This window comes from Ancylobacter tetraedralis (assembly GCF_014195655.1).
GTDB lineage: Bacteria > Pseudomonadota > Alphaproteobacteria > Rhizobiales > Xanthobacteraceae > Ancylobacter > Ancylobacter tetraedralis.
In genome coordinates this window covers 1,044,794-1,063,634 of the sequence record NZ_JACICD010000001.1, presented here as the reverse complement: position 1 = coordinate 1,063,634, position 18,841 = coordinate 1,044,794, and the positions used below count along the sequence as shown (strand labels likewise).

General features: G+C 68.1%; 13 protein-coding genes and 1 riboswitch. Of the genes, 5 read left to right on the top strand and 8 right to left on the bottom strand.

Annotated elements, in window-relative coordinates; translation table 11 throughout:
• The 5 genes from FHS55_RS04825 to FHS55_RS04805 all read right to left on the bottom strand — a co-directional run bounded on the left by FHS55_RS04825 (nt 1) and on the right by FHS55_RS04805 (nt 8,169).
• The gene (locus FHS55_RS04825; protein WP_183188483.1) at nt 1-1,077 is read right to left on the bottom strand and encodes an SIS domain-containing protein; all 1,077 of its coding nucleotides are present in this window, start codon (nt 1,075-1,077) and stop codon (nt 1-3) included.
• Between the two features lie 13 nt (nt 1,078-1,090).
• Nucleotides 1,091-2,140 (bottom strand): extracellular solute-binding protein, encoded by a 1,050-nt coding sequence (locus FHS55_RS04820; RefSeq protein WP_183188482.1) that lies wholly within the window; start codon nt 2,138-2,140, stop codon nt 1,091-1,093.
• 54 nt (nt 2,141-2,194) lie between these two features.
• Nucleotides 2,195-3,244 carry an ABC transporter substrate-binding protein gene (locus FHS55_RS04815; protein ID WP_183188481.1) on the bottom strand — a complete coding sequence of 350 codons (1,050 nt, stop codon included), beginning with the start codon at nt 3,242-3,244 and terminating at the stop codon, nt 2,195-2,197.
• 894 nt (nt 3,245-4,138) lie between these two features.
• On the bottom strand, nt 4,139-5,269 hold the full coding sequence (locus tag FHS55_RS04810) for a ribonucleotide-diphosphate reductase subunit beta (RefSeq protein WP_183188480.1): 1,131 nt from the start codon (nt 5,267-5,269) through the stop codon (nt 4,139-4,141).
• A gap of 23 nt (nt 5,270-5,292) precedes the next feature.
• On the bottom strand, nt 5,293-8,169 hold the full coding sequence (locus FHS55_RS04805; protein WP_183188479.1) for a ribonucleoside-diphosphate reductase subunit alpha: 2,877 nt from the start codon (nt 8,167-8,169) through the stop codon (nt 5,293-5,295).
• A 107-nt stretch (nt 8,170-8,276) separates the two neighbouring features.
• Nucleotides 8,277-8,490, bottom strand: a riboswitch (cobalamin riboswitch).
• Between the two features lie 459 nt (nt 8,491-8,949).
• On the opposite strand from FHS55_RS04805, the gene FHS55_RS04800 reads away from it, so the two are divergent.
• From FHS55_RS04800 to FHS55_RS04785, 4 genes are all read left to right on the top strand, one after another.
• Nucleotides 8,950-9,948: a GlxA family transcriptional regulator gene (locus FHS55_RS04800; protein WP_183188478.1), complete on the top strand. Its 999-nt coding sequence runs from the start codon at nt 8,950-8,952 to the stop codon at nt 9,946-9,948.
• Between the two features lie 215 nt (nt 9,949-10,163).
• Nucleotides 10,164-11,369 carry an MFS transporter gene (locus FHS55_RS04795; RefSeq protein ID WP_183188477.1) on the top strand — a complete coding sequence of 402 codons (1,206 nt, stop codon included), beginning with the start codon at nt 10,164-10,166 and terminating at the stop codon, nt 11,367-11,369.
• A gap of 64 nt (nt 11,370-11,433) precedes the next feature.
• Nucleotides 11,434-12,366, top strand: coding sequence for a polysaccharide deacetylase family protein (locus FHS55_RS04790; protein WP_183188476.1), 933 nt, complete (start codon nt 11,434-11,436; stop codon nt 12,364-12,366).
• A 10-nt stretch (nt 12,367-12,376) separates the two neighbouring features.
• Nucleotides 12,377-13,729: a dihydroorotase gene (locus FHS55_RS04785; protein ID WP_183188475.1), complete on the top strand. Its 1,353-nt coding sequence runs from the start codon at nt 12,377-12,379 to the stop codon at nt 13,727-13,729.
• Here FHS55_RS04785 and FHS55_RS04780 read toward each other — a convergent pair.
• Nucleotides 13,698-14,576, bottom strand: coding sequence for a LysR substrate-binding domain-containing protein (locus FHS55_RS04780; protein ID WP_183188474.1), 879 nt, complete (start codon nt 14,574-14,576; stop codon nt 13,698-13,700). The two genes, FHS55_RS04785 and FHS55_RS04780, sit on opposite strands and share 32 nt — an antisense overlap.
• An 89-nt stretch (nt 14,577-14,665) precedes the next feature.
• Between FHS55_RS04780 and FHS55_RS04775 the strand changes: the two genes are divergently transcribed.
• A complete protein-coding gene (locus FHS55_RS04775; RefSeq protein WP_183188473.1) occupies nt 14,666-15,079 on the top strand; it encodes a VOC family protein in 414 nt (137 codons plus the stop codon).
• A gap of 62 nt (nt 15,080-15,141) precedes the next feature.
• Here FHS55_RS04775 and FHS55_RS04770 read toward each other — a convergent pair whose 3' ends face one another.
• Together FHS55_RS04770 and FHS55_RS04765 are read right to left on the bottom strand one after the other, a co-directional pair.
• Entirely contained in the window at nt 15,142-17,562 is a 2,421-nt protein-coding gene (locus FHS55_RS04770; RefSeq protein WP_183188472.1) for a GcvT family protein, read from the bottom strand.
• A gap of 99 nt (nt 17,563-17,661) precedes the next feature.
• Nucleotides 17,662-18,627: a D-2-hydroxyacid dehydrogenase gene (locus FHS55_RS04765; RefSeq protein WP_183188471.1), complete on the bottom strand. Its 966-nt coding sequence runs from the start codon at nt 18,625-18,627 to the stop codon at nt 17,662-17,664.
• Nucleotides 18,628-18,841: the final 214 nt, after the last annotated feature.

Sequence of the window (18,841 nt, the reverse complement as noted above, 5' to 3'; positions counted from 1 at the left end):
TTACAAGCCCGTCCCGAGGAGCGAGCGGCGCGTCAGCATACGGCTGACGCGGAAGCGTTCCGCATCGTTCTTGAGGTGGAGGCGGGTGTCGGGATCGAGCCCGGCGGCCTCGGCCATTCGATAGGCGAGAAGCTGCAGGGGAATCGCGCTCGCAAGCGGCGCCAGCGCCGTATCGACCGGCGGCAGGGTGACGCGCCAGGTCGCGGTCTCGACCGGCGCGTCGGCCGTGTCGATCGCGAGGGTCGAAACGCCGAGTTCCGCAAGCGCCCGGGTCGATTCCCGGGCATAGCCGGCGACAACAGGGTGCGTGGCGAGGATCACGACCAGATCGGTGCGCGGCATCGACCAGTACTGGCTATGGGCGAACTCCTCCAGTTCGCCGCTCCAGACCGATAGCCGGGTCAGCTCGACGAATTTCGCCGCGCCATAGGCCGCCGTCCCCTGCTCGGCACCCGCCGCGAGGAGGCGCACGCCGGAAAACCCCTGCCGGGCGATCTCCGCAGTGACCGGCAGCGCCGCCGCGCGGGCGCCGCGCTGGACGGCGGCGAGCGGCGACAGATCCGGCTCCGGGCGCCCCGCCAGCCCTTGGGCGAACAGCAGCAGCGCGGCGAGCGTCGCGGTGTAGCTCGCGGTCCCGCACAGGAAGGGAGCGATGTCGGGCAGGTCGAGCGAGATCTTCCGCCGCGCCAGTGCGCCGAGCCGGCCGCCCTCCCCGTTCACCAGGGCGAGGATCGGCAGGCCGCGCGCTTGCGCCATCCGCGCCGCCTCGACGGTACGGTCGACATTCCCGGACATCGAGACGGCGATCACCCGGTCGCCGTCCCGCCGTTCGTCCGCGCCGACCAGCAGGTCGAGCGGCCCGACGGCGCGCCAGTCCAGCCCGAGGCGGCTCGCACTGGAGCACGCCGCCATCGCCGCGAAATGACCGTCGCCGCAGCTCGTCACCAGGACGCGCCCCTCACGCCCGCCCAGCACACCGGCGGCGGCGCGGAAGTCCGCAGCGCGCGACATCAGGCTCGCGAGGATGGCCGGCTGGCGCGCGACATCCTCCAGCATGGGTCGGCTCTCGGTCATCATCGGTTCCATCGGCTCACGAGGCGAACAGGCGGTCGAACTCTTCGACGATCGCCCCGCGCTTGGCGGCGATCGCCGACCAGTCGACGGTCTGCAGCGCGGCGACCTCTTCGGGCGTCGCTGGCGTGTAGGCGCGCGCCGCTTCCGGCACCTCGACGCCTTCGATGGTCGGACCGAAATAATAGGGCGCGCCGGCCGCCTTCTGCTGGTACTCCGGCGAGAGGATCGCGTTCATCCACTCATTGACCAGCTCGGGGTAGCGCGTGCCCTTGACGGCGGACATGAACGAGATCACCGCGATCGGGCCCGGCGCCGGCTTTACGAAGGCGATGGGCAAGCCCTTGTCGGCGGCGCCAGCGGCATCATTGTTCCAGATCGGCGCCATGACGATCTCTTCGCGCTCCAGCATCTGCAGCAGCTGGGAGGGCGAGCGGCCAACCTTCGGGTTCAGCTCCTTGAGCTTCTCCCAGCCCACCGTCAGGTCGGTTTCCGAACCGCCGAAGGTCTTGGCCGCGGCCACCAGGAAGCCGAGCCCGAGATTGGAGGACGCGCGCGGAATGCCGATCTGCCCCTTGTACTGCGGGTCCCAGAGGTCTTTCCACGCCGTCGGCGGCGTCTTGACCAGCGCGGTGTTGTAGGCGATGCCGATGAGCGAATAGCTCGCGGGGATGCCATAGCCCTTGCTCTTGGCCACGAAGGCCGGCACGGCCTTCGTGGCGTTCGGCACCGCCGCCGGATCGAGCGGCAGGATATAGCTGTCGCGGATGGCGATGAGATGCGGAGGCTCGCCATTGGGCATGGCGTCATAGGGCGAATAGCCCTGCGAGGCCTTGATCTGCGCGACGACATCCTGGCTCTCGCTCGGCACGAGCCGGATGGTGAGCCCCGGATGCTTGGCCTCCATCTGCCGTGCCAGCCACTGATGCGGCTCCTGCAGCTGTCCGGCGAAGGAGACGATGACGAGTTCGCGCTTGTCCTGCGCGCGCGCGAGGCTCGGCATGGCGAGCGCGGCGCCAAGCGCGGCACCCGATTGGAGAAAGCGGCGGCGGTTGGTGAAGAGGGTCATGAAAGGGCTTCCCTGGGGCAGACGGGCTCGGATGGAAGGGTCACATCACGCATGTCAAATGGCGAAGGTGCGGTCGAAACGTTCGACGAGAGCGCCGCGCACCGGGACGATCGTCTTCCAGTCGATCGTCTGCAGGGCGAGTACCTCTTCGGGCGTGGCGGGCGTATAGGGCGCGGCATCGGGCGGCACCGGCACGCCCTTGACCGTCGGTCCGAAATAATACGGCGCCGCCGCGGCCCGGCTCTGGTATTCGGTGCTGAGAATGCCGTTCAGCCATTCGGCGACCAGTTCGGGGTGCCGTGTCTTGGCGAAGCCCGAGAAGAACGAGATGATGGCGACGGCGCCCGGCGCCGGCTTGACGAAGGCGATGGGCAGCCCCTTGGCGGCGGCGGCCGCCGTGTTGTTGTTCCACAGCGGGCAGATCGCGATCTCCTCGCGCTCCAGCATCTGCGTCAGCGAGGCCGGCGAGCGCGCCGCCTTCGGCTCCAGCGCCTGCAGCTTCTCCCAGCCGACATCGAGATTGCCTTCCGATCCGCCATGGGTCTTCGCGGCGATGGCGAGTGTGGCGAGGCCGAGATTGGACGAGGTGCGCGCAATGCCGACACGCCCCTTGAATTCCGGCCGCCACAGATCGGCCCAGCGCGTCGGCGGCTCCTTCACCATATCCGTGTTGTAGGCGATGCCGACGAGGGAATAGGTCGCCGGCACACCGAAGCCCTCGCTCCTGGCGACGAGATCGGGATAGGCATTGGCAAGGTTCGGGATAGCGCCCTCGCGCTTGGCCAGATAGCCCTCGCGAACACCGATGAGATGGGGCGGCTCGTCATTGGGGCCGGCATCGAAGGGCGAATAGCCCTGCGCCGCCTTGATCTGGGCGACGATGTCCTGGCTGTCGGACGGCACCAGGCGGATGGTCAGACCCGGATGCCGCGCCTGCATCTCGTTCGCCAGCCAGCGGTGCGGCTCGGACAGCGCGCCGGGATAGGTGACGATCACCAGTTCCCGTGCCTCCTCGGCAAAGGCACTGCGCGTGGTCTTGCCCAGAGCCACCGCACCCATGCCTGCACCCATCATGTAAAGCGCCCGACGCCTGTCGATGCCCATGAATAAATCTCCAGCGATGAAGTATAGTGTAGGCAACGCGCGCCAGAGATCTCCTCAGCGCGACGGTGCGGTGACGCAAAGCGGGCGGCGTGTGGGACACACGCGCAACAGCCTGCGGCTTTGTGGAAGTGAGGAAGCCGTCAGCGCCGCGCGCAGAAATCGGCCATTAAATCAGGACCTTGATCCCTGGATCGCCGAAAGCAGCACCACGAACAGGCGCGAGGAGCGCGAAATCCATCGTGTGCTGCGCCGCCGCTTCGACGCATAGCCACGGCGCGACGCGGGGCGCCGGCCGTTTGACGTCGGAGAAGAGACGAGGGTGTGATCCATGCAAGGATGCTTGCATATGACCAAGATAAGCGCAAGGTGGACAGACCTTTACTTATGCACAATTTCCGTGCGCCATTGCTCATCCTGTCGGCATCCGCCGAAGGATTCTGCTGCGCCATCCGCTGTGGTGCGGCTGTCCTATGACGCTCCTACCGCGCCGCTGTCGGCGGACATGACAATTGGCGATCCAACGCGCGCCGCTGGAAGCGACGGTTTTTGCGTGGCGCTGAAAACCGCAAGCCACTTGCCACAGCTCCAGCTTCGCCATCGAGGGGGAGCGCAACGCGGGCTCAATCCGCCGGGGGTTGTTTTTCCCGTCTCGGCGGCGATCCTCGACCGGATCGAGGATTACCGGCGGACGCTGGAAAGCTGGCTTGCGCGCCTCCTCCCCTTCATCCACTGGGAGCCGACGCCGACCGGCAACGTCCGCAGGTCGAAGGCGCCTACGCGGCGGCATTCGCCTCGGATCCCGACGGGGAGTAGAGGCGCGGGTCAGGCGGCAAGACCACCGGACCCGCCGCCGGTGCGGCAACCCATGCGCGCTGGAGGAAGGCGGCGGCGCGCTCAGTCCCAGGCCAGCGCGCCGCCGTTCTGATATTCGATGACGCGGGTCTCGAAGAAGTTCTTCTCCTTCTTGAGGTCCATGGTCTCGCTCATCCACGGGAACGGGTTGGCGGTCTCCTGGAAGACCGGCACCAGCCCGATCTGCGCACAGCGGCGGTTGGCGATGAAGTGCATGTACTGCTCGCACAAGGCCGCGTTCAGCCCGAGGAACCCGTTCGGCATGGTGTCACGGCCATAGGCGGCCTCCAGCTCGGCGGCGTCCTTCAGCATGGCGCGGATCTCCTCCTGGAAGGCCGGCGTCCACAGATGCGGATTCTCGATCCTGATCTGGTTGATCACGTCGATACCGAAGTTCAGATGGATGCTCTCATCGCGCAGAATATATTGATACTGCTCGGCAATCCCGACCATCTTGTTGCGCCGGCCCAGCGACAGGATCTGGGCGAAGCCGGTGTAGAACCACATGCCCTCGAACACGACATAGAAGGCGACGAGGTCGCGCAGAAACGCCTGATCGGCCTCCGGCGTGCCGGTCGCGAATTCCGCGTCGTCGAGATGCTGGGTGTACTTGAGCGCCCACGCCGCCTTGTCGGTGATGGAGGGCACCTCGCGGTACATGTTGAACAGTTCGCCCTCGTCCAGCCCGAGGCTTTCCACGATGTACTGGAAGGTGTGGGTATGCACGGCCTCCTCGAAGGCCTGTCGCAAGAGGTATTGCCGGCATTCCGGGTTGGTGAGGTGGCGGTAGATCGCCAGCACGATATTGTTGGCGACCAGGCTTTCCGAGGCCGCGAAGAAGCCGAGATTGCGCTTGATGGCGCGGCGCTCATCCTCGGTGAGGCCATCGCGCGATTTCCATAAAGCGATATCGGCCTGCATCGACACTTCGGTCGGCATCCAGTGATTGTTGCAGCCGGACAGGTACTTCTCCCACGCCCACTTATATTTGAGCGGCAGAAGCTGGTTCACGTCGGCGCGGGCATTGATCATCCGCTTGTCGTCCACCGAGACCCGCCCGCCGGAGCGGTCGATCTCGCCGAGACCGCCGGCATCCGCCGCCGGGGCATTTTTGTCGAACGCGGGGTGAATGGTGCGGGCCGGATTGCGGTTGGGTTCTGACGCGTCGAGCATGGCTTGGTTCTCCTTCTCGCCGCTCACTGGCAGGCTTCGCAGTCGGGATTGTCGACGGAGCAGGCCTGCCCCCACGCCGCGTCAGGATTCACGACGATGGGCGCGGCGGTAACGGGGCCGGACGAGACGGCGTTGAGCTTGCCGTCGGTGCCCTTCAGGGTCGATTTCTCGACATGGGTGGCCGAACGCGAGCGCAGGTAATAGGTGGTCTTGAGCCCGCGCCTCCATGCCAGCCGGTAGAGCTCATCCAGCTTCCTGCCCGAGGGGTTGGCGATATAGAGATTGAGCGACTGCGACTGGTCGATCCATTTCTGCCGGCGCGCCGCTGCCTCGATCAGCCACGCGCTGTCGATCTCGAAAGCCGTGGCGTAGAGCGCCTTGAGATCGTCCGGCACACGGTCGATCGCCGACAGGCTGCCATCGAAATATTTGAGGTCCGATACCATCACCTCGTCCCACAGCCCGCGCTGCTTCAGGTCGCGCACCAGCGCGGCGTTCACCACGGTGAAGTCGCCCGACATGTTGGATTTGGCGAACAGGTTCTGGTAGCTCGGCTCGATCGACTGCGACACGCCGCAAATATTGGAGATCGTCGCGGTCGGCGCGATCGCCATCGTGTTGGAATTGCGCATGCCGATGCGGATCACGCGGGCCCGCAGGCTCTCCCAATCGAGCGTCGAGGAACGGTCGAGATCGAGCCCGCCGCGCGCCTCGGCAAGCCGCTCGACAGAGTCGATCGGCAATAGGCCCTTCGACCATAGCGAGCCCTCGAAGCTTGGATAGCGCCCGCGCTCCTTGGCAAGATCGACCGAGGCGGCGATGGTGTGGAACGACACCGCCTCCATGCTCTCATCGGCAAACCGCACAGCGGCATCGGAAGCGTAGGGCAGCCGCAGCGCCTGCAGTGCGTCCTGGAATCCCATGATGCCGAGGCCGACCGGGCGATGGCGCAGGTTCGAGCGGCGGGCTTCGGGGATGGTGTAGAAATTGATGTCGATGACGTTGTCGAGCATCCGCATCGCGGTGGTCACTGTGCGCCGGAGGCGGGCGTGATCCAGCCCCTCGCGCGTGACATGCGCCAACAAATTGACCGAGCCGAGATTGCACACCGCCACCTCGTCATTGGAGGTGTTGAGGGTGATCTCGGTGCAGAGGTTCGAGGAGTGCACCACGCCGACATGACCCTGCGGCGAGCGGATGTTGCAGGGGTCCTTGAAGGTGATCCAGGGGTGGCCGGTCTCGAACAGCAGGGTGAGCATGCGGCGCCAGAGATCGGCGGCGCGCACCTGCTTGAAGACCTTCAATTCGCCGCGCGCGGCCCGCGCCTCATGGGCCTCATAGGCCGCCTTGAAGGCGGGGCCGACGAGATCGTGCAGGTCCGGCGTCTCGTCCGGCGAGAACAGCGTCCATTGCGCATCGTCGGCGAGGCGCTGCATGAACAGGTCCGGCACCCAGTTGGCGGTGTTCATGTCATGGGTGCGGCGGCGGTCGTCGCCGGTGTTCTTGCGCAGGTCGAGGAACTCCTCGATGTCCATGTGCCAGGTCTCGAGATAGGCACAGACCGCGCCCTTGCGCTTGCCGCCCTGGTTCACCGCGATGGCGGTGTCATTGGCGACTTTCAGGAATGGCACGATGCCCTGGCTCTCGCCATTGGTGCCCTTGATGTGAGCGCCGAGGCCGCGCACGCGGCTCCAGTCATTGCCGAGCCCGCCGGAATATTTGGCCAGAAGGGCATTGTCCTTGATCGAATTGAAGATGCCGTCGAGATCGTCCGGCACGGTGGTGAGGAAGCAGGAGGAAAGCTGCGGGCGCGGCGTGCCGGCATTGAACAGGGTCGGCGTCGAGGCCATGAAATCGAAGGACGACAGCAGGTCGTAGAACTCGATCGCCCTCGCCTCGCGGTCGATCTCGCGCAGGGCCAGCCCCATGGCGACGCGCATGAAGAAGGCCTGCGGCAGCTCGAAACGCGTGCCGCCCACATGCAGGAAATAGCGGTCATACAGCGTCTGCAGGCCGAGATAGTCGAATTGCAGGTCCCGCTCAGGCAGCAGCGCCGAGGCGAGGCGCGCGAGGTCGAAGCGGCCAAGCTCGGGGTCGATCCGCTCGTTGGCGATGCCGGTCGCGACATAGGCGCGGAAGTAATCGGCATAGCGTGCCGGCATCTCGCCTTGCGTCGCCTGATCGGGCCGGCCGGTCGTGAAGCTCAGAGCCTCGCGGCGCAGCTTGTCGAGCAGCAGCCGGGCGCTCACCTTGGCGTAGTTCGGTTCACGCTCGATCAGGGTGCGGGCGGCGAGGATGGGGGCAAGCGCCAGCTCGTCCGGGCGAATGCCGTCATAAAGGTTGCGATGGGCCTCGATCCGGACGGCGTCGGGGGAAACGCCCTCCAGCCCGACGCAGGATTCCGTGATGAGCGCCGCCAGCCGGGCGCCATCCAGCGCCACCAGCGTGCCGTCGGCAAGCTTCATGCGCAGCGCGGGCGCCTCGGGGGCCTGCGCGGCGCTGGAGGCTTCGGCCCGCTCCTGCGCCCGCTTCTCACGATAGAGCACATAGGCGCGGGCAACCTTGTGATGCTCGCCGCGCATCAGCGCCAGTTCGACCTGGTCCTGAATATCCTCGATGTGGAAGCTGCGCCCGGAATCGGCCCGGCGCGTGAGGCCGGCGACGATCTGCTCGGTCAGCCCCGCGACGATGTCGTGCACCCGGCGCGAGGCGGCGGCGCTGTTGCCCTCCACCGCGAGGAACGCCTTGGTCAGCGCCACCGCGATCTTGGCGCCGTCGAACGGGGTCACCGCGCCATTGCGGCGGATCACCTGATAGCCCGGCTCGGCAGCAGGTTTTGCGACGATGGCGGTGGGAATGGGCGCGGAAATCGCCGCGCGGTTTTCGGTCGAGAGAGACATCGGCTTAAACCCCAGATGTTTGGGGGCAAAGGCCGAGCGGACACGATGGGATTCCCTATGGACGAGCCACGGAAGTGCCAGCGCACCACCGGGACACCCCGCCCAGGGACGTTTCATGAGTCGCGGCAGGTCTCCTGGCTCGCGGGTCATAGCCTCCGTCCGGCCTTCCCGAACCCTTGCGGGGTCAGTGACGCGGGTAATGGACGTCGGCTCGCCGCTTACAGTTGCGGGGGCAGCTCCGGTTTTGCCTGATAGCGCACCGAATTCCCTCTTAGCTCGCGAACCCGATGGATTCGAGAGACCGTGACTACCAGATATAGATGCGGAGCCTGTATTTTTGTCAATTGGTTGATCTCCATCCTCAATCGAGACCAGGAGCGGCCAGACGTGCGGTCGCACCGGCGCCTGTTCGCGTGTCCGCACGCGAGCCCGACAAGGCGCCGGATCAGCAGCCCGGCTTTTTCACGCGCGAGTTCGTGAGGGGGCTTCCGCAGGATCCGGCTTCTTGCCTCGCATCGCCACGACCGGGTCAGGAATGCCCGGCTCCGCGGGCCGTTCTGCCGCGCGGTCCCTGGCGACATGCGGCTCACGAGCGGCTGATTCCGTTGGGAGGAGCCCCGGCATCGCGCCATAATCGCGGCGCGCGCCCTCGCCCGCGGCGTGCCGAACTCCCGCTGAACTCGGTGCCGAGCGCGCATGCCACATCTCCTGCCCACACCCTTGGCTCACCGACGCGGCGCGGCGCGCAGCGGCCCGCCAACCGATCTGCGGAGCGGCGGAATGGCCGGAGCGGCCGCCGCCGCGGATGGCTGGGATCTCGGCGGCGGTGCCGAGCCGGTGGTGATCGGCTTCTATCTGGTGCCCGGCTTTCCGCTTCTCTCCGTCTCGGCGGCGATCGATCCGCTGCGGCAGGCGAACCGCCTGAGCGGGCGGACGCTCTATCGCTGGGTGCTGATCTCCGCCGACGGTGGACCCGTGCGCAGCAGCGCGGGGGTCGACGTGGCGGCGGATGGCTCGATCGACACCGCCCCGCCCTGCCATCTCGTCATCGTCTGCGCCGGTCTGGACACGACAGCCCATTACAGCCGACGGCTGTTCAGCTGGTTCCGCCGGCTCCGGCGGCAGGCCTGCCGCCTCGGGGCGATCAGCACCGGCGCCTATCTGCTCGCCCAAGCGGGGATGCTGGACGGACGGCGCTGCGCGGTGCATTGGGAGGCGGCGGCGGAATTCCAGGACGCCTTTCCCCGCTGCAGGCTGACGCGCGACATTTTCAGCGTCGACGGGCCGTTCATCACCTCGTCCGGCGGCACGGTCACGCTGGACATGATGCTCTACATCGTCGAGGCCGCGCACGGCCGCCCGCTGGCCGCCGCCATTTCCGAACAGCTCAACCACTCGCGGATCCGCCTCAACGACGAGGCGCAGCGCATGCGCCCACAGGCCAAGTTCGGCATCACCCACGCCAATCTGTGCGAGGTGATCCGCCTGATGGAGGAGCATATCGACGCGCCGCTCGACCTCGCGACGCTCGCCCGGCGCGTCGCGCTCTCGCGCCGCCAGCTCGAACGGCTGTTCCGCACCCATCTCAAGGACACGCCGTCCGGCTTCTATCTCCGGCTGCGCATGGAACGCGCCCGCACGCTCATCACCCAGAGCACGCTGGGCCTGCCCGAGATCGCGCGGAACTGCGGCTACGAGACCCTGGGCCCTTTCGGCCGGATGTACCGGCGCCAGTTCGGCATCACCCCGGCGCAGGCCCGGCGCGGTGCCGGCCTGTAGCCGCCACGCCGCGCCGGCGATGCGTTTGCGCGCATGTCGCGTCAGGAATGTGGGATGTCGCGTTACAGCATATCGGCACGGGGGCAATTCGTCTTAATTGCCCACACAGATCGGCGCCCCGAGCCACGCTGCCCGCCCCGCGGACGATGCCGGCGAAAGAGGGTCGAGCTGGCCGCCAGCCTGTCCATCTCCGCTTGTGAAAGCCGGCATTCTCCATGTCGAGGCGTCTCGCGTCCGCAGATTTCGGCCCGATACGGGCCATCCTCCCGCTCGTGCTCGCCATCGCCATCGTCACGGCCGGCAGCGGCCTGCTGACCACCCGCACGGCGCTGGAACTCTCCCTCGCCAAGGCCAGCGTGGGGGCGATACGAAGCGTCATCACCGGCTATCCCCTCGGCTTCCTGCTGGGCTGCGCCTTGGCCCGACCGATGATCGCCCGCATCGGCCATGGCCGGGCCTTCCAGCTGATGGCGGCTCTGACCGGCCTTGCGACGATGCTGTTCCTCGCCTCGTCGGAAGTGTGGGTCTGGACCGGGCTGCGCATCGTCAACGGCTTCGCCATGGCGGTGATCTTCACCGTCGCGGAAAGCTGGATCAACCTCGATTCCGGGCCGCGCAACCGGGGCTCGCTCATCGCCTTCTACATGATCATGAGCACGCTCGGCCTCGTCGCGGGCCAGTCCATGATCAATCTCGGCGACCCGACCGGCGCCGGCCTGATCCTGCTCGCCGCGTTGATCTGCCTGGCGGCCGCCCTGCCCTTCGCGGTGGATGGTCGCATGCGGCCGGCGGGCTATGATCCCTCCCGCGCCGAGCCGGCTACCGACGAGGTCGTCTCATTCGGCCGGCTGCTGCGCATCACCCCGCTCATCGTGGTGCTCGCCGTTCTGCAAACCGGCATGACGAACATGAATTTCGGTGTGCTGGCGCCGATCTACGCCACCCATACCGGCCATCCCGCGGGCACCGCCGCCGCGCTGGTGATCGTGTTCAGCCTCGGCGGCTTCATCGCGCAGTTTCCCGTCGGCTGGCTTTCCGACCGGATCGACCGGCCGCTGATCCTCGCCGGCGCGGGCCTCATCGCCGCGCTGTGCTGCCTGGCGACGGCGCTGTTCGGCCATCTGTCGACACCGCTGCTCTTCGTCCTGCTATTCGTCTATGGCGCGACGACGCTATGCATCTATCCCGTCGCCATCGCCTATGCCGGCGCGACGATCGAGCGACGCTTCGTGGTCGCGGTCTCCGGCCGGCTGCTATTCGTCTATTCGATCGGCGCGGTCATCGCCCCGCCCCTGTCCAACGAATTGATGGCCCGCACCGAGCCGGCGGCTTTGTTCCTGTTCCTCGGCGCGATCTCGCTCATCGTCGGCGTCGGCGGCGTGGCGGAATTCGCGCTCTCCCGGCGGAGAAGGACCGAATGACCGGCCATGCGACGCCTTTCACCGACCTGTGGACGGGATAGCCGCCCCTTTGGGAGACCGACGCATGAGCCTGAACGATGGCCGAACCGGCGGACCGCCGCGCGATTATGCCGGCTATGGACGCTTCGCGCCCAAGGTGCGCTGGCCGGGCGGCGCCAAGGTCGCGATCAATCTGGTGCTGGTCTATGAGGAAGGTTCGGAGATCGACTTCGCCACGGACGGCGTCAATGACAGCTGGGGCGAGTATGGCCTGCCCTCCATCGACAGCGGCCGCGACCTTGGTACCGAGACGCATTTCGAGTTCGGCTCCCGCGCGGGCGTGTGGCGGCTGACGCGGCTGTTCGACCGCTATGATGTGCCCGTCACCGTCTCCGGCACCGCGGTGGCGCTGGAGATGAACCCCGAACTGGTGGACTGGATCCGGCAGCGCGGGCACGACGTGCTCGGCCATGGGCTGCGCTGGACCGAATACTGGACGCTGCCGCGCGAGGAAGAGCGCCGGCAGTTGCATGAGGCCATCGCGCTCTACACGCGCGTGCTCGGCGCACGCCCGCTTGGCTGGAACTGCCGCTCGCGGCCAAGCATCCATACGCGCGATCTCCTCGTCGAGGAGGGCGGCTTTCTCTATGATTCCGACCCCTGCAACGACGAACTGCCCTATTTCGTCGACGTTCAGGGCAACCGCCTGCTGGTGGTGCCCTATTCCAAGACGTTCAACGACAGCCGCTATCTCATCGCGCCGGGCTATTCCAACCCGGGCGACTTCGCGCGCGACTGCTGCTGCGCCATCGACTACCTCGCCGACGAAGCCGAGGAGATCGGCGGGCGGATGATGACCATTGCCGTACATGCGCGCTGGACGGGGCAGCCGAACCGCGCCTCCGGCCTGCGCGATGTCATCCGGCACGTGCGGGCACGCGGCGACGTCGCCTTCCTGCGGCGTGCCGACATCGCCTCTTTCTGGCTCGACCATCACGCGGACGGGCCGGCGACATGAGCCCGGCCCGATGACGCGCGTCGATCGCCTGCTGGCCGGCGCGCGGGTCGTGCATGCCGACCGGGTCGCGGCGGCGGATGTCGCCGTCGCGCAGGGGCGGATCGTCGCCCTGCTGCCGCCAGGCACGCCGATCGAGGCGGACCACGTCGTCGACCTCGCGGGGCGACTGCTGTTTCCCGGTCTCGTCGACGCGCATGTGCACCTGCGCGAGCCCGGCCTGACGCACAAGGAAGACATCGTCTCCGGCACGCGCGCGGCGGCGGCGGGCGGCGTGACGACGCTGCTGGTCATGCCGACCGACGAGCCATGGACACAGGCGCCCGGGCATCTCGAACAGAAGACGGCGCTGGCGCAGGGGCGCGCCCATGTCGATCTCGGCTTTCAGGCGGCACTCGCCCGCGAGGGCGCGGATCCTTTGGAACTGGCCCGGTCGGGCGCCATCTCCATCGAGGTGTTCACCGCCGATGTGCCGGCGCTATTCCTGCACGATAGTCTGGCGAGCGTCATCGCCGCGCTCGCCCGGATCGGCCCGGCTGGCGTGGTCGCGGGCATCTCGCCGGGGGACCAGTCGGTGCTCGACGCCGCGGAGAGGCTCGGCGGCGCGTCGATCGAGGCGTTCGGCGCCAGCCGTCCGCCGGCTGCCGAGGCGATGGGCGTCGCGCGGGCGATCGCCGCCGCGGCCGCCACCGGTGCGCGCGTGCATATCCGGCAGGTCAATTCCGCGCTCGGCCTCGCGACGCTCCGGGCAATGAAGCCGCTCGCCGACGTGAGCGCGGAGACGACGGTGCAGAACCTGCTCTTCACCGCGCGCGATTATGTCCGCCTCGGCGCGGCCATCAAGGCCTCGCCCCCGTTCCGCCAGCCGGCCGATGTCGAGGCTCTGCGCGCGGCGGTGCGCGACGGCACGATCGACATGGTCGCCACCGACCATGCCCCGCACAGCCCGGCCGAGAAAGCCGCACGCTACCCGCGCTTCGGCGACATTCCCGGCGGCATGCCGGGCGTGCAGACGCTGCTGCCGATGATGCTGCACCTCGCCGCGACGGACGTGCTCGCGCTGCCCGATATCGCCCGGCTGTGCGCCGCCAGTCCCGCCGCCCGCTTCGGCCTCGGCACGCGCAAGGGCCAAATCGCCGAGGGTTTCGACGCCGACATGGTGGTGGTCGACCCCGCGCGGGAGAGCACGATCCGTTCGGCCGAGCAGCTCAGCAAGGCGGCGGCGACGCCGTTCGACGGCGTGCGCGTGCCCTATCATGTCGAGAGCGTGTGGCTGGCCGGACGCCGGATCGCGCAGGATGGGGTGCCGCTCGGCCCGGCTCTCGGCCGGGTGGTCACGCCCCGGCGGGACGGGCTGCCTGCGTGAGCGAGGCGCGGATGAAATCGGCGGCGCGGCGCCGACCGGACAGGCTCGGCTCGATCACCACGATGTGTCGGGCATAGGCGGCACCGGAAGGCGGGGCGAGAAGCGTCACGCCCTCCCCCGGCAGGCCGGCCCAGGCCGGCACCAGCGCATTGCCCAGCCCTTCGGCCACCAGCAGGGCGATGGCTTCCAGCGCATCGAGATCGCACAGGATGGGCGGCGCGATCCCCATATCGGCCATGTAGCGCGCCACCAGCCGGCCGCCGAAGCTCGACGGCTCGTAGCGGATGAAGGGATGGTTTGAGGCATGGCGCGCAATGGCCTCCGGCGGCAGTTCGTCCCGCGTCATGTAGACGAGCGGCTCGCTGCGGATCCGCGTGCTGGCCAGCGTCTTGGGCAGGGCGAAGGGCGGCTCGACCAGGATCGCCATGTCGAGATCGCCGGCGATCAGGCTCTCCAGCAGGGTGGAGGATGACCCCGGCACCAGCCGTAGCCGGAGCCGCGGCGCCCGCGCCGCCGCATCGCGGATGGTGGCCGGCAGCAGGCCGGTAAGCGCGGTGGAGATGGCGCCGATGCGCAGTTCGCCGGTCGGCTCCTCGCCCGCGACGTCGGCCCTCAGCGCTTCGCTTTCGCGCAGGATGGCGCGGGCCCGCGGCAGCAGGGCGAGACATGGCTCGGTGGGCCGCACGGTATGGGCGCCGCGGGCCAGCAGCGTGCAGTCCAGTTCGCGCTCCAGCGCCTGGATGCGCTGGCTCAGGGCGGCGGCGGTCAGCTTCTCCCGCCGCGCCGCGCCGGCGATGGAGCCGGTTTCCACCACGGCGATCAGGCTGCGGAGAAAGCGCGTATCCAATGGTTTTTCCTGTGCTCAGACCCAGACGGACGGCGGTTTTTCTTGAGGTGGCATGGTTTAGCATGGGGCGAACGCGTGCAGGAGGCCTCATGAAATCGCTGTTCCACCTCGCCTATCACGTCACCGATCTGGATGAGGCGCGCGCCTTCTATGGCGGCGTGCTCGGCTGCACGGAAGGCCGCAGCACGGACACCTGGGTCGATTTCGACTTTTTCGGCCACCAGATCTCGCTGCATCTTGGCGAGCCCTTCGCGGTGACGCGCACCGGCAAGGTCGGCGATCACATGGTGATGATGCCGCATCTGGGCGTCGTGCTGCCGCTGGATGGCTGGCTGGCACTGGCCGAGCGGCTTCAGGCCGGCGGCATCGCCTTCGACATCCCCCCGGTGATCCGCTTCGAAGGCGAGCCCGGCGAACAGCGCACCATGTTCTTCTTCGACCCGAGCGGAAACCCGATCGAAGTCAAGGGCTTCAAGGATTTCGACAGCGTCTTCGCCCATTAGGGCGCCGCGCGCTGCCCGGCCCCGCGAACCTATGCCGGGCCGGGCGCCTCCGCCGGGTCCGGTCAGGCGCGCAGCCGCGCGCCGGCCGCGTCGAAGGGCGGCGCATCGAGCAGTACCGCCGGGTGATCGCGCCCGAGAATGGCAACGGTGAGCCGATCCCCGGGTGCCGCGCGCCCCGCCTCCACATAGCCGAGCGCCAGCGACATGCCGACCGAGTAGCCATAGGCGCCCGAACTGACATGGCCGACCGGCGTGCCGTCGGCGAGGAAGATCGGCTCGCCCCCGGTTGCGTCGGTGCCCTCGGCCTCCACCTTCAGCATGACAAGGCGCGAGCGGGCCGGCCTGTCGGCGATGGCGAGATAGGCGTCGCGGTTGAGGAAGTCGCCCTTGTCGAGCTTGACCAGCCGGTCGAGCCCGGTCTCCTGCGGCCAGTATTCCGGCGAATATTCCCGGCCCCAGCTGCCATATCCCTTCTCGATGCGCAGCGAGGCCAGCGCCCGCCCGCCAACCGGGCCGGCCCCCAGTTCCCGCCCCGCATCCAGCAGCGCACCGTAGAGCGTCGTCTGGTCGGCCTCGGCGCAATGCAGCTCCCAGCCGAGATCCCCCGTGAAGGAGACGCGCAGCGCGGTGACGTCGACGCCGGCCACCTTCATCCGACGCGATTGCGCGAAGGGAAAAGCCTCGCTGGAAAGGTCCTGGTTGGTCAGGCGCTGCAGCAATTCGCGCGAGCGCGGGCCGGCCACGCTGAAGCCGCTCATCGTCTCGGTGATGGAGCGGAAAGAGGTGCCCTCCGGTAGTGGAACCGCCTTGAAGAAGCGCTGGTGGTAGCGCTCGGCCATGCCCGAGCCGATGACGAGATACTCGTCCTCGGCGATGCAGGTCACGGTGAAGTCGCCGGCAATGCCGCCGCGCTTGCCGATCAGCGGCGTCAGGCAGGAGCGGCCAGCCGCGCGCGGCATGCGGTTGGCGAACACCGCGTCGAGCCAGGCCTGCGCACCCGGGCCGTTTACCGCGTAGCGGGCGAAGTTGGAGATATCGATGATGCCGGCGCTCTCGCGCAGCATGCGGGCCTCGCGCCCCGCCGGCTGCCACCAGTTCTGCCGCTCGAAGCCCGCCGTCTCCTCCCGCGCCTCACCCTCCGCCGCGAACCAGAGCGGGTGCTCCCAGCCATAATTGAGGCCGAACACGGCGCCGAGCGCCTGCTGCATCGCATAGGCGGGGCGGGTGCGGACGGGGCGCCCGGCGGCGCGTTCCTCATTGGGGAAATGGATCTTGAAACGGTGGCTGTACTGGTCCTCCACCCGCGCCTTGGTGAAGGCCTTGCCGGCCCAGGCGCCGAAGCGCGACAGGTCCCAGCCGAACATGTCCATCGAGGGCTCGCCTTCCACCATCCATTCGGCGGCGAGCCGGCCGAGGCCGCCCGATTGCGAAAAGCCGGGGATGATGCCGTTGCAGCAGAAATAGTTGCTGAGCTCGGGCACCGGTCCGAACAGGGCGGCGCTGTCCGGCGACCAGATCATCGGACCGTTGATGACGCGGCGGATGCCGACCGCGCCGACGGCGGGCACCCGGTCTATGGCGCGCATCATGTTGGGCTCGATGCGGCCGAGATCGTCGGGAAACAGTTCGTGGCCGAAATTCAGCGGCGTGCCGTTCTCCGCCCAGAAGCGCATGTCGCGCTCATAGGCGCCGACCAGCAGGCCAAGCCCTTCCTGGCGCAGATAATATTCGCCGTCACGATCGGCGACCGAGGGCAGGCGACGGCCGAGGCCGGCGATTTCGGGGATCGTTTCGGTGACGAAATACTGATGCTCGGTCGGGATCAGCGGCAGTTCGAGCCCCGCCATCGCGGCCACCTCGCGCGCCCACAGGCCAGCGGCGTTGATCACCCATTGCGCGCGGATGTCGCCCTTCTCGGTGCGCACGATCCAGCTGCCATCGGCCTGCGGCTCGGTGCCGGTGACGGGGGTGAAACGGTGGATCTCCGCCCCCATCTGCCGCGCGCCCTTGGCATAGGCATGGGTGACGCCGGAAGGATCGACATTGCCGCCCTCGGGCTCGAACATGATGCAGCGAATGCCGTCGAAATCGACCAGCGGATGCAGCCGCTCGGCCTCGTCGCGGCTGACCTCGTGGAAATTCATGCCGTAGCGCCGGGCCTTGGCCGCCTGCAGGCGCAGCTGATGCTCACGCGCCTCGGTCTGGGCGAGATAGAGCGAGCCGGGCTGGAAGATGCCGCAACTCTGCTCGGTCTCGATCTCCAGCTCCCGGTAGAGCTTCATCGTGTAGTGCTGCAGCCGGCTGATATTGGTGGAATCGTGCAGGCCGTGAATATTGGCCGCCGCATGCCAGGTGGACCCGGAGGTCAGCTCGCTGCGCTCCAGCAGGACGGAATCGGTCCAGCCGAGCTTGGCGAGATGGTAGAGGATCGAGCAGCCGACCAGACCGCCGCCGATCACCACAGCCTGTGCATGAGTCCGCATGGAGGAACGTCCTTGTTGAATCGAGGGTCGCACCGGGCTGTGCCGGCGTGGTGTCATCAGGTGGCGACGCGCGTGGGCGCGCCCGGCGTGCGTTCAGTCTCAATAGCCGCGCTGGGGATCGACGACGTTTGCCAGCCCCTCGCCCCGGCGATAGGCGGCGAGATTGCGGGAAAACCGCTCGAAGGAACGCGCCGACCACTGCGCGTCCGCCGATGAGCAATGCGGGGTGACGAGCACCTTCTCGTGCGTCCAGAACGGATGTCCGGGCGGCAGCGGCTCGGTGAGAAAGACATCGAGCGCCGCCCCGCGCAGACGCCCGCCATCGAGCGCTGCCAGCAGCGCGCCCTCATCGACCACCCCGCCGCGCGAGACGTCGATCAGCACCGCCGTGGCGCGCATCGCCGCGAAGGCGGCGGCATCGACCAGCGCGCGCGTCGCGGCCGTCAGCGGCAGGCAGCAGGCGATGTAGTCGGCGCGGCCCCACAGGGCGGGCAGGTCCGCTGCGGCGTGAACCTCGTCGAATGACGCGGCCGGCGCGGGCCGGGCGCGGACGCCGAGCACCTTCATGCCCATCGCCTTCGCCCGCTGCGCAAGGGCCTGCCCCGTGCCGCCCATGCCGAGCACCAGCAGTGTGCGGCCCTGGATGGGCTCCGGCTGGTGCGACGCCCATGTCCGTGCGTGCTGCGCGCGGGCGAGGGCCGGAAGGCCGAGCGAGAAGCTCAGCATCATGCCGAGGATGTATTCGGCCATGAGATCGGCCGCCACGCCGGCCGCGTTCGTCACCGTTACCCGCGCCGGATCCCAGCTGTGGAGATGATCGGTGCCCGAGCCTCCCACCGAAATCCACCGCACGCCGGCACTGCCGAGCAGCGCCGCGCGGGGAAAGGGTTCACCGCGCATGAACCGGGTGGAATAGACGACCTCCGCCTCGCTCGCGCGGATCGCCTCGGCGAGGCCGGCATAGCTGTCGCAGATGGCAACCGGCAGGCCGGGGTGGTCGCGGGCGAGGATTTCCCGCCCGATGGCCGCTTCGTCGCTATGGATCAGGACGGACGGACTGCGCATGAAGACCCCGCTCACGCCGCGCGCCCGGGGCGGCATCCGGCAATGACCGCCGGCCGCCGACGCGCCGCCGGGGGCGGAAGGTGACGGGCGGTGGGATCATCCCGACGGAGGGCCGATTTCAGGAGACCGAAGACCATCTCACGCTCTTGTCGTCGAGAAGGCGCGGCGAGCCTGCCGCGTCGGCGTTTCTCGATCGTCATGCTCCGACCCAGGG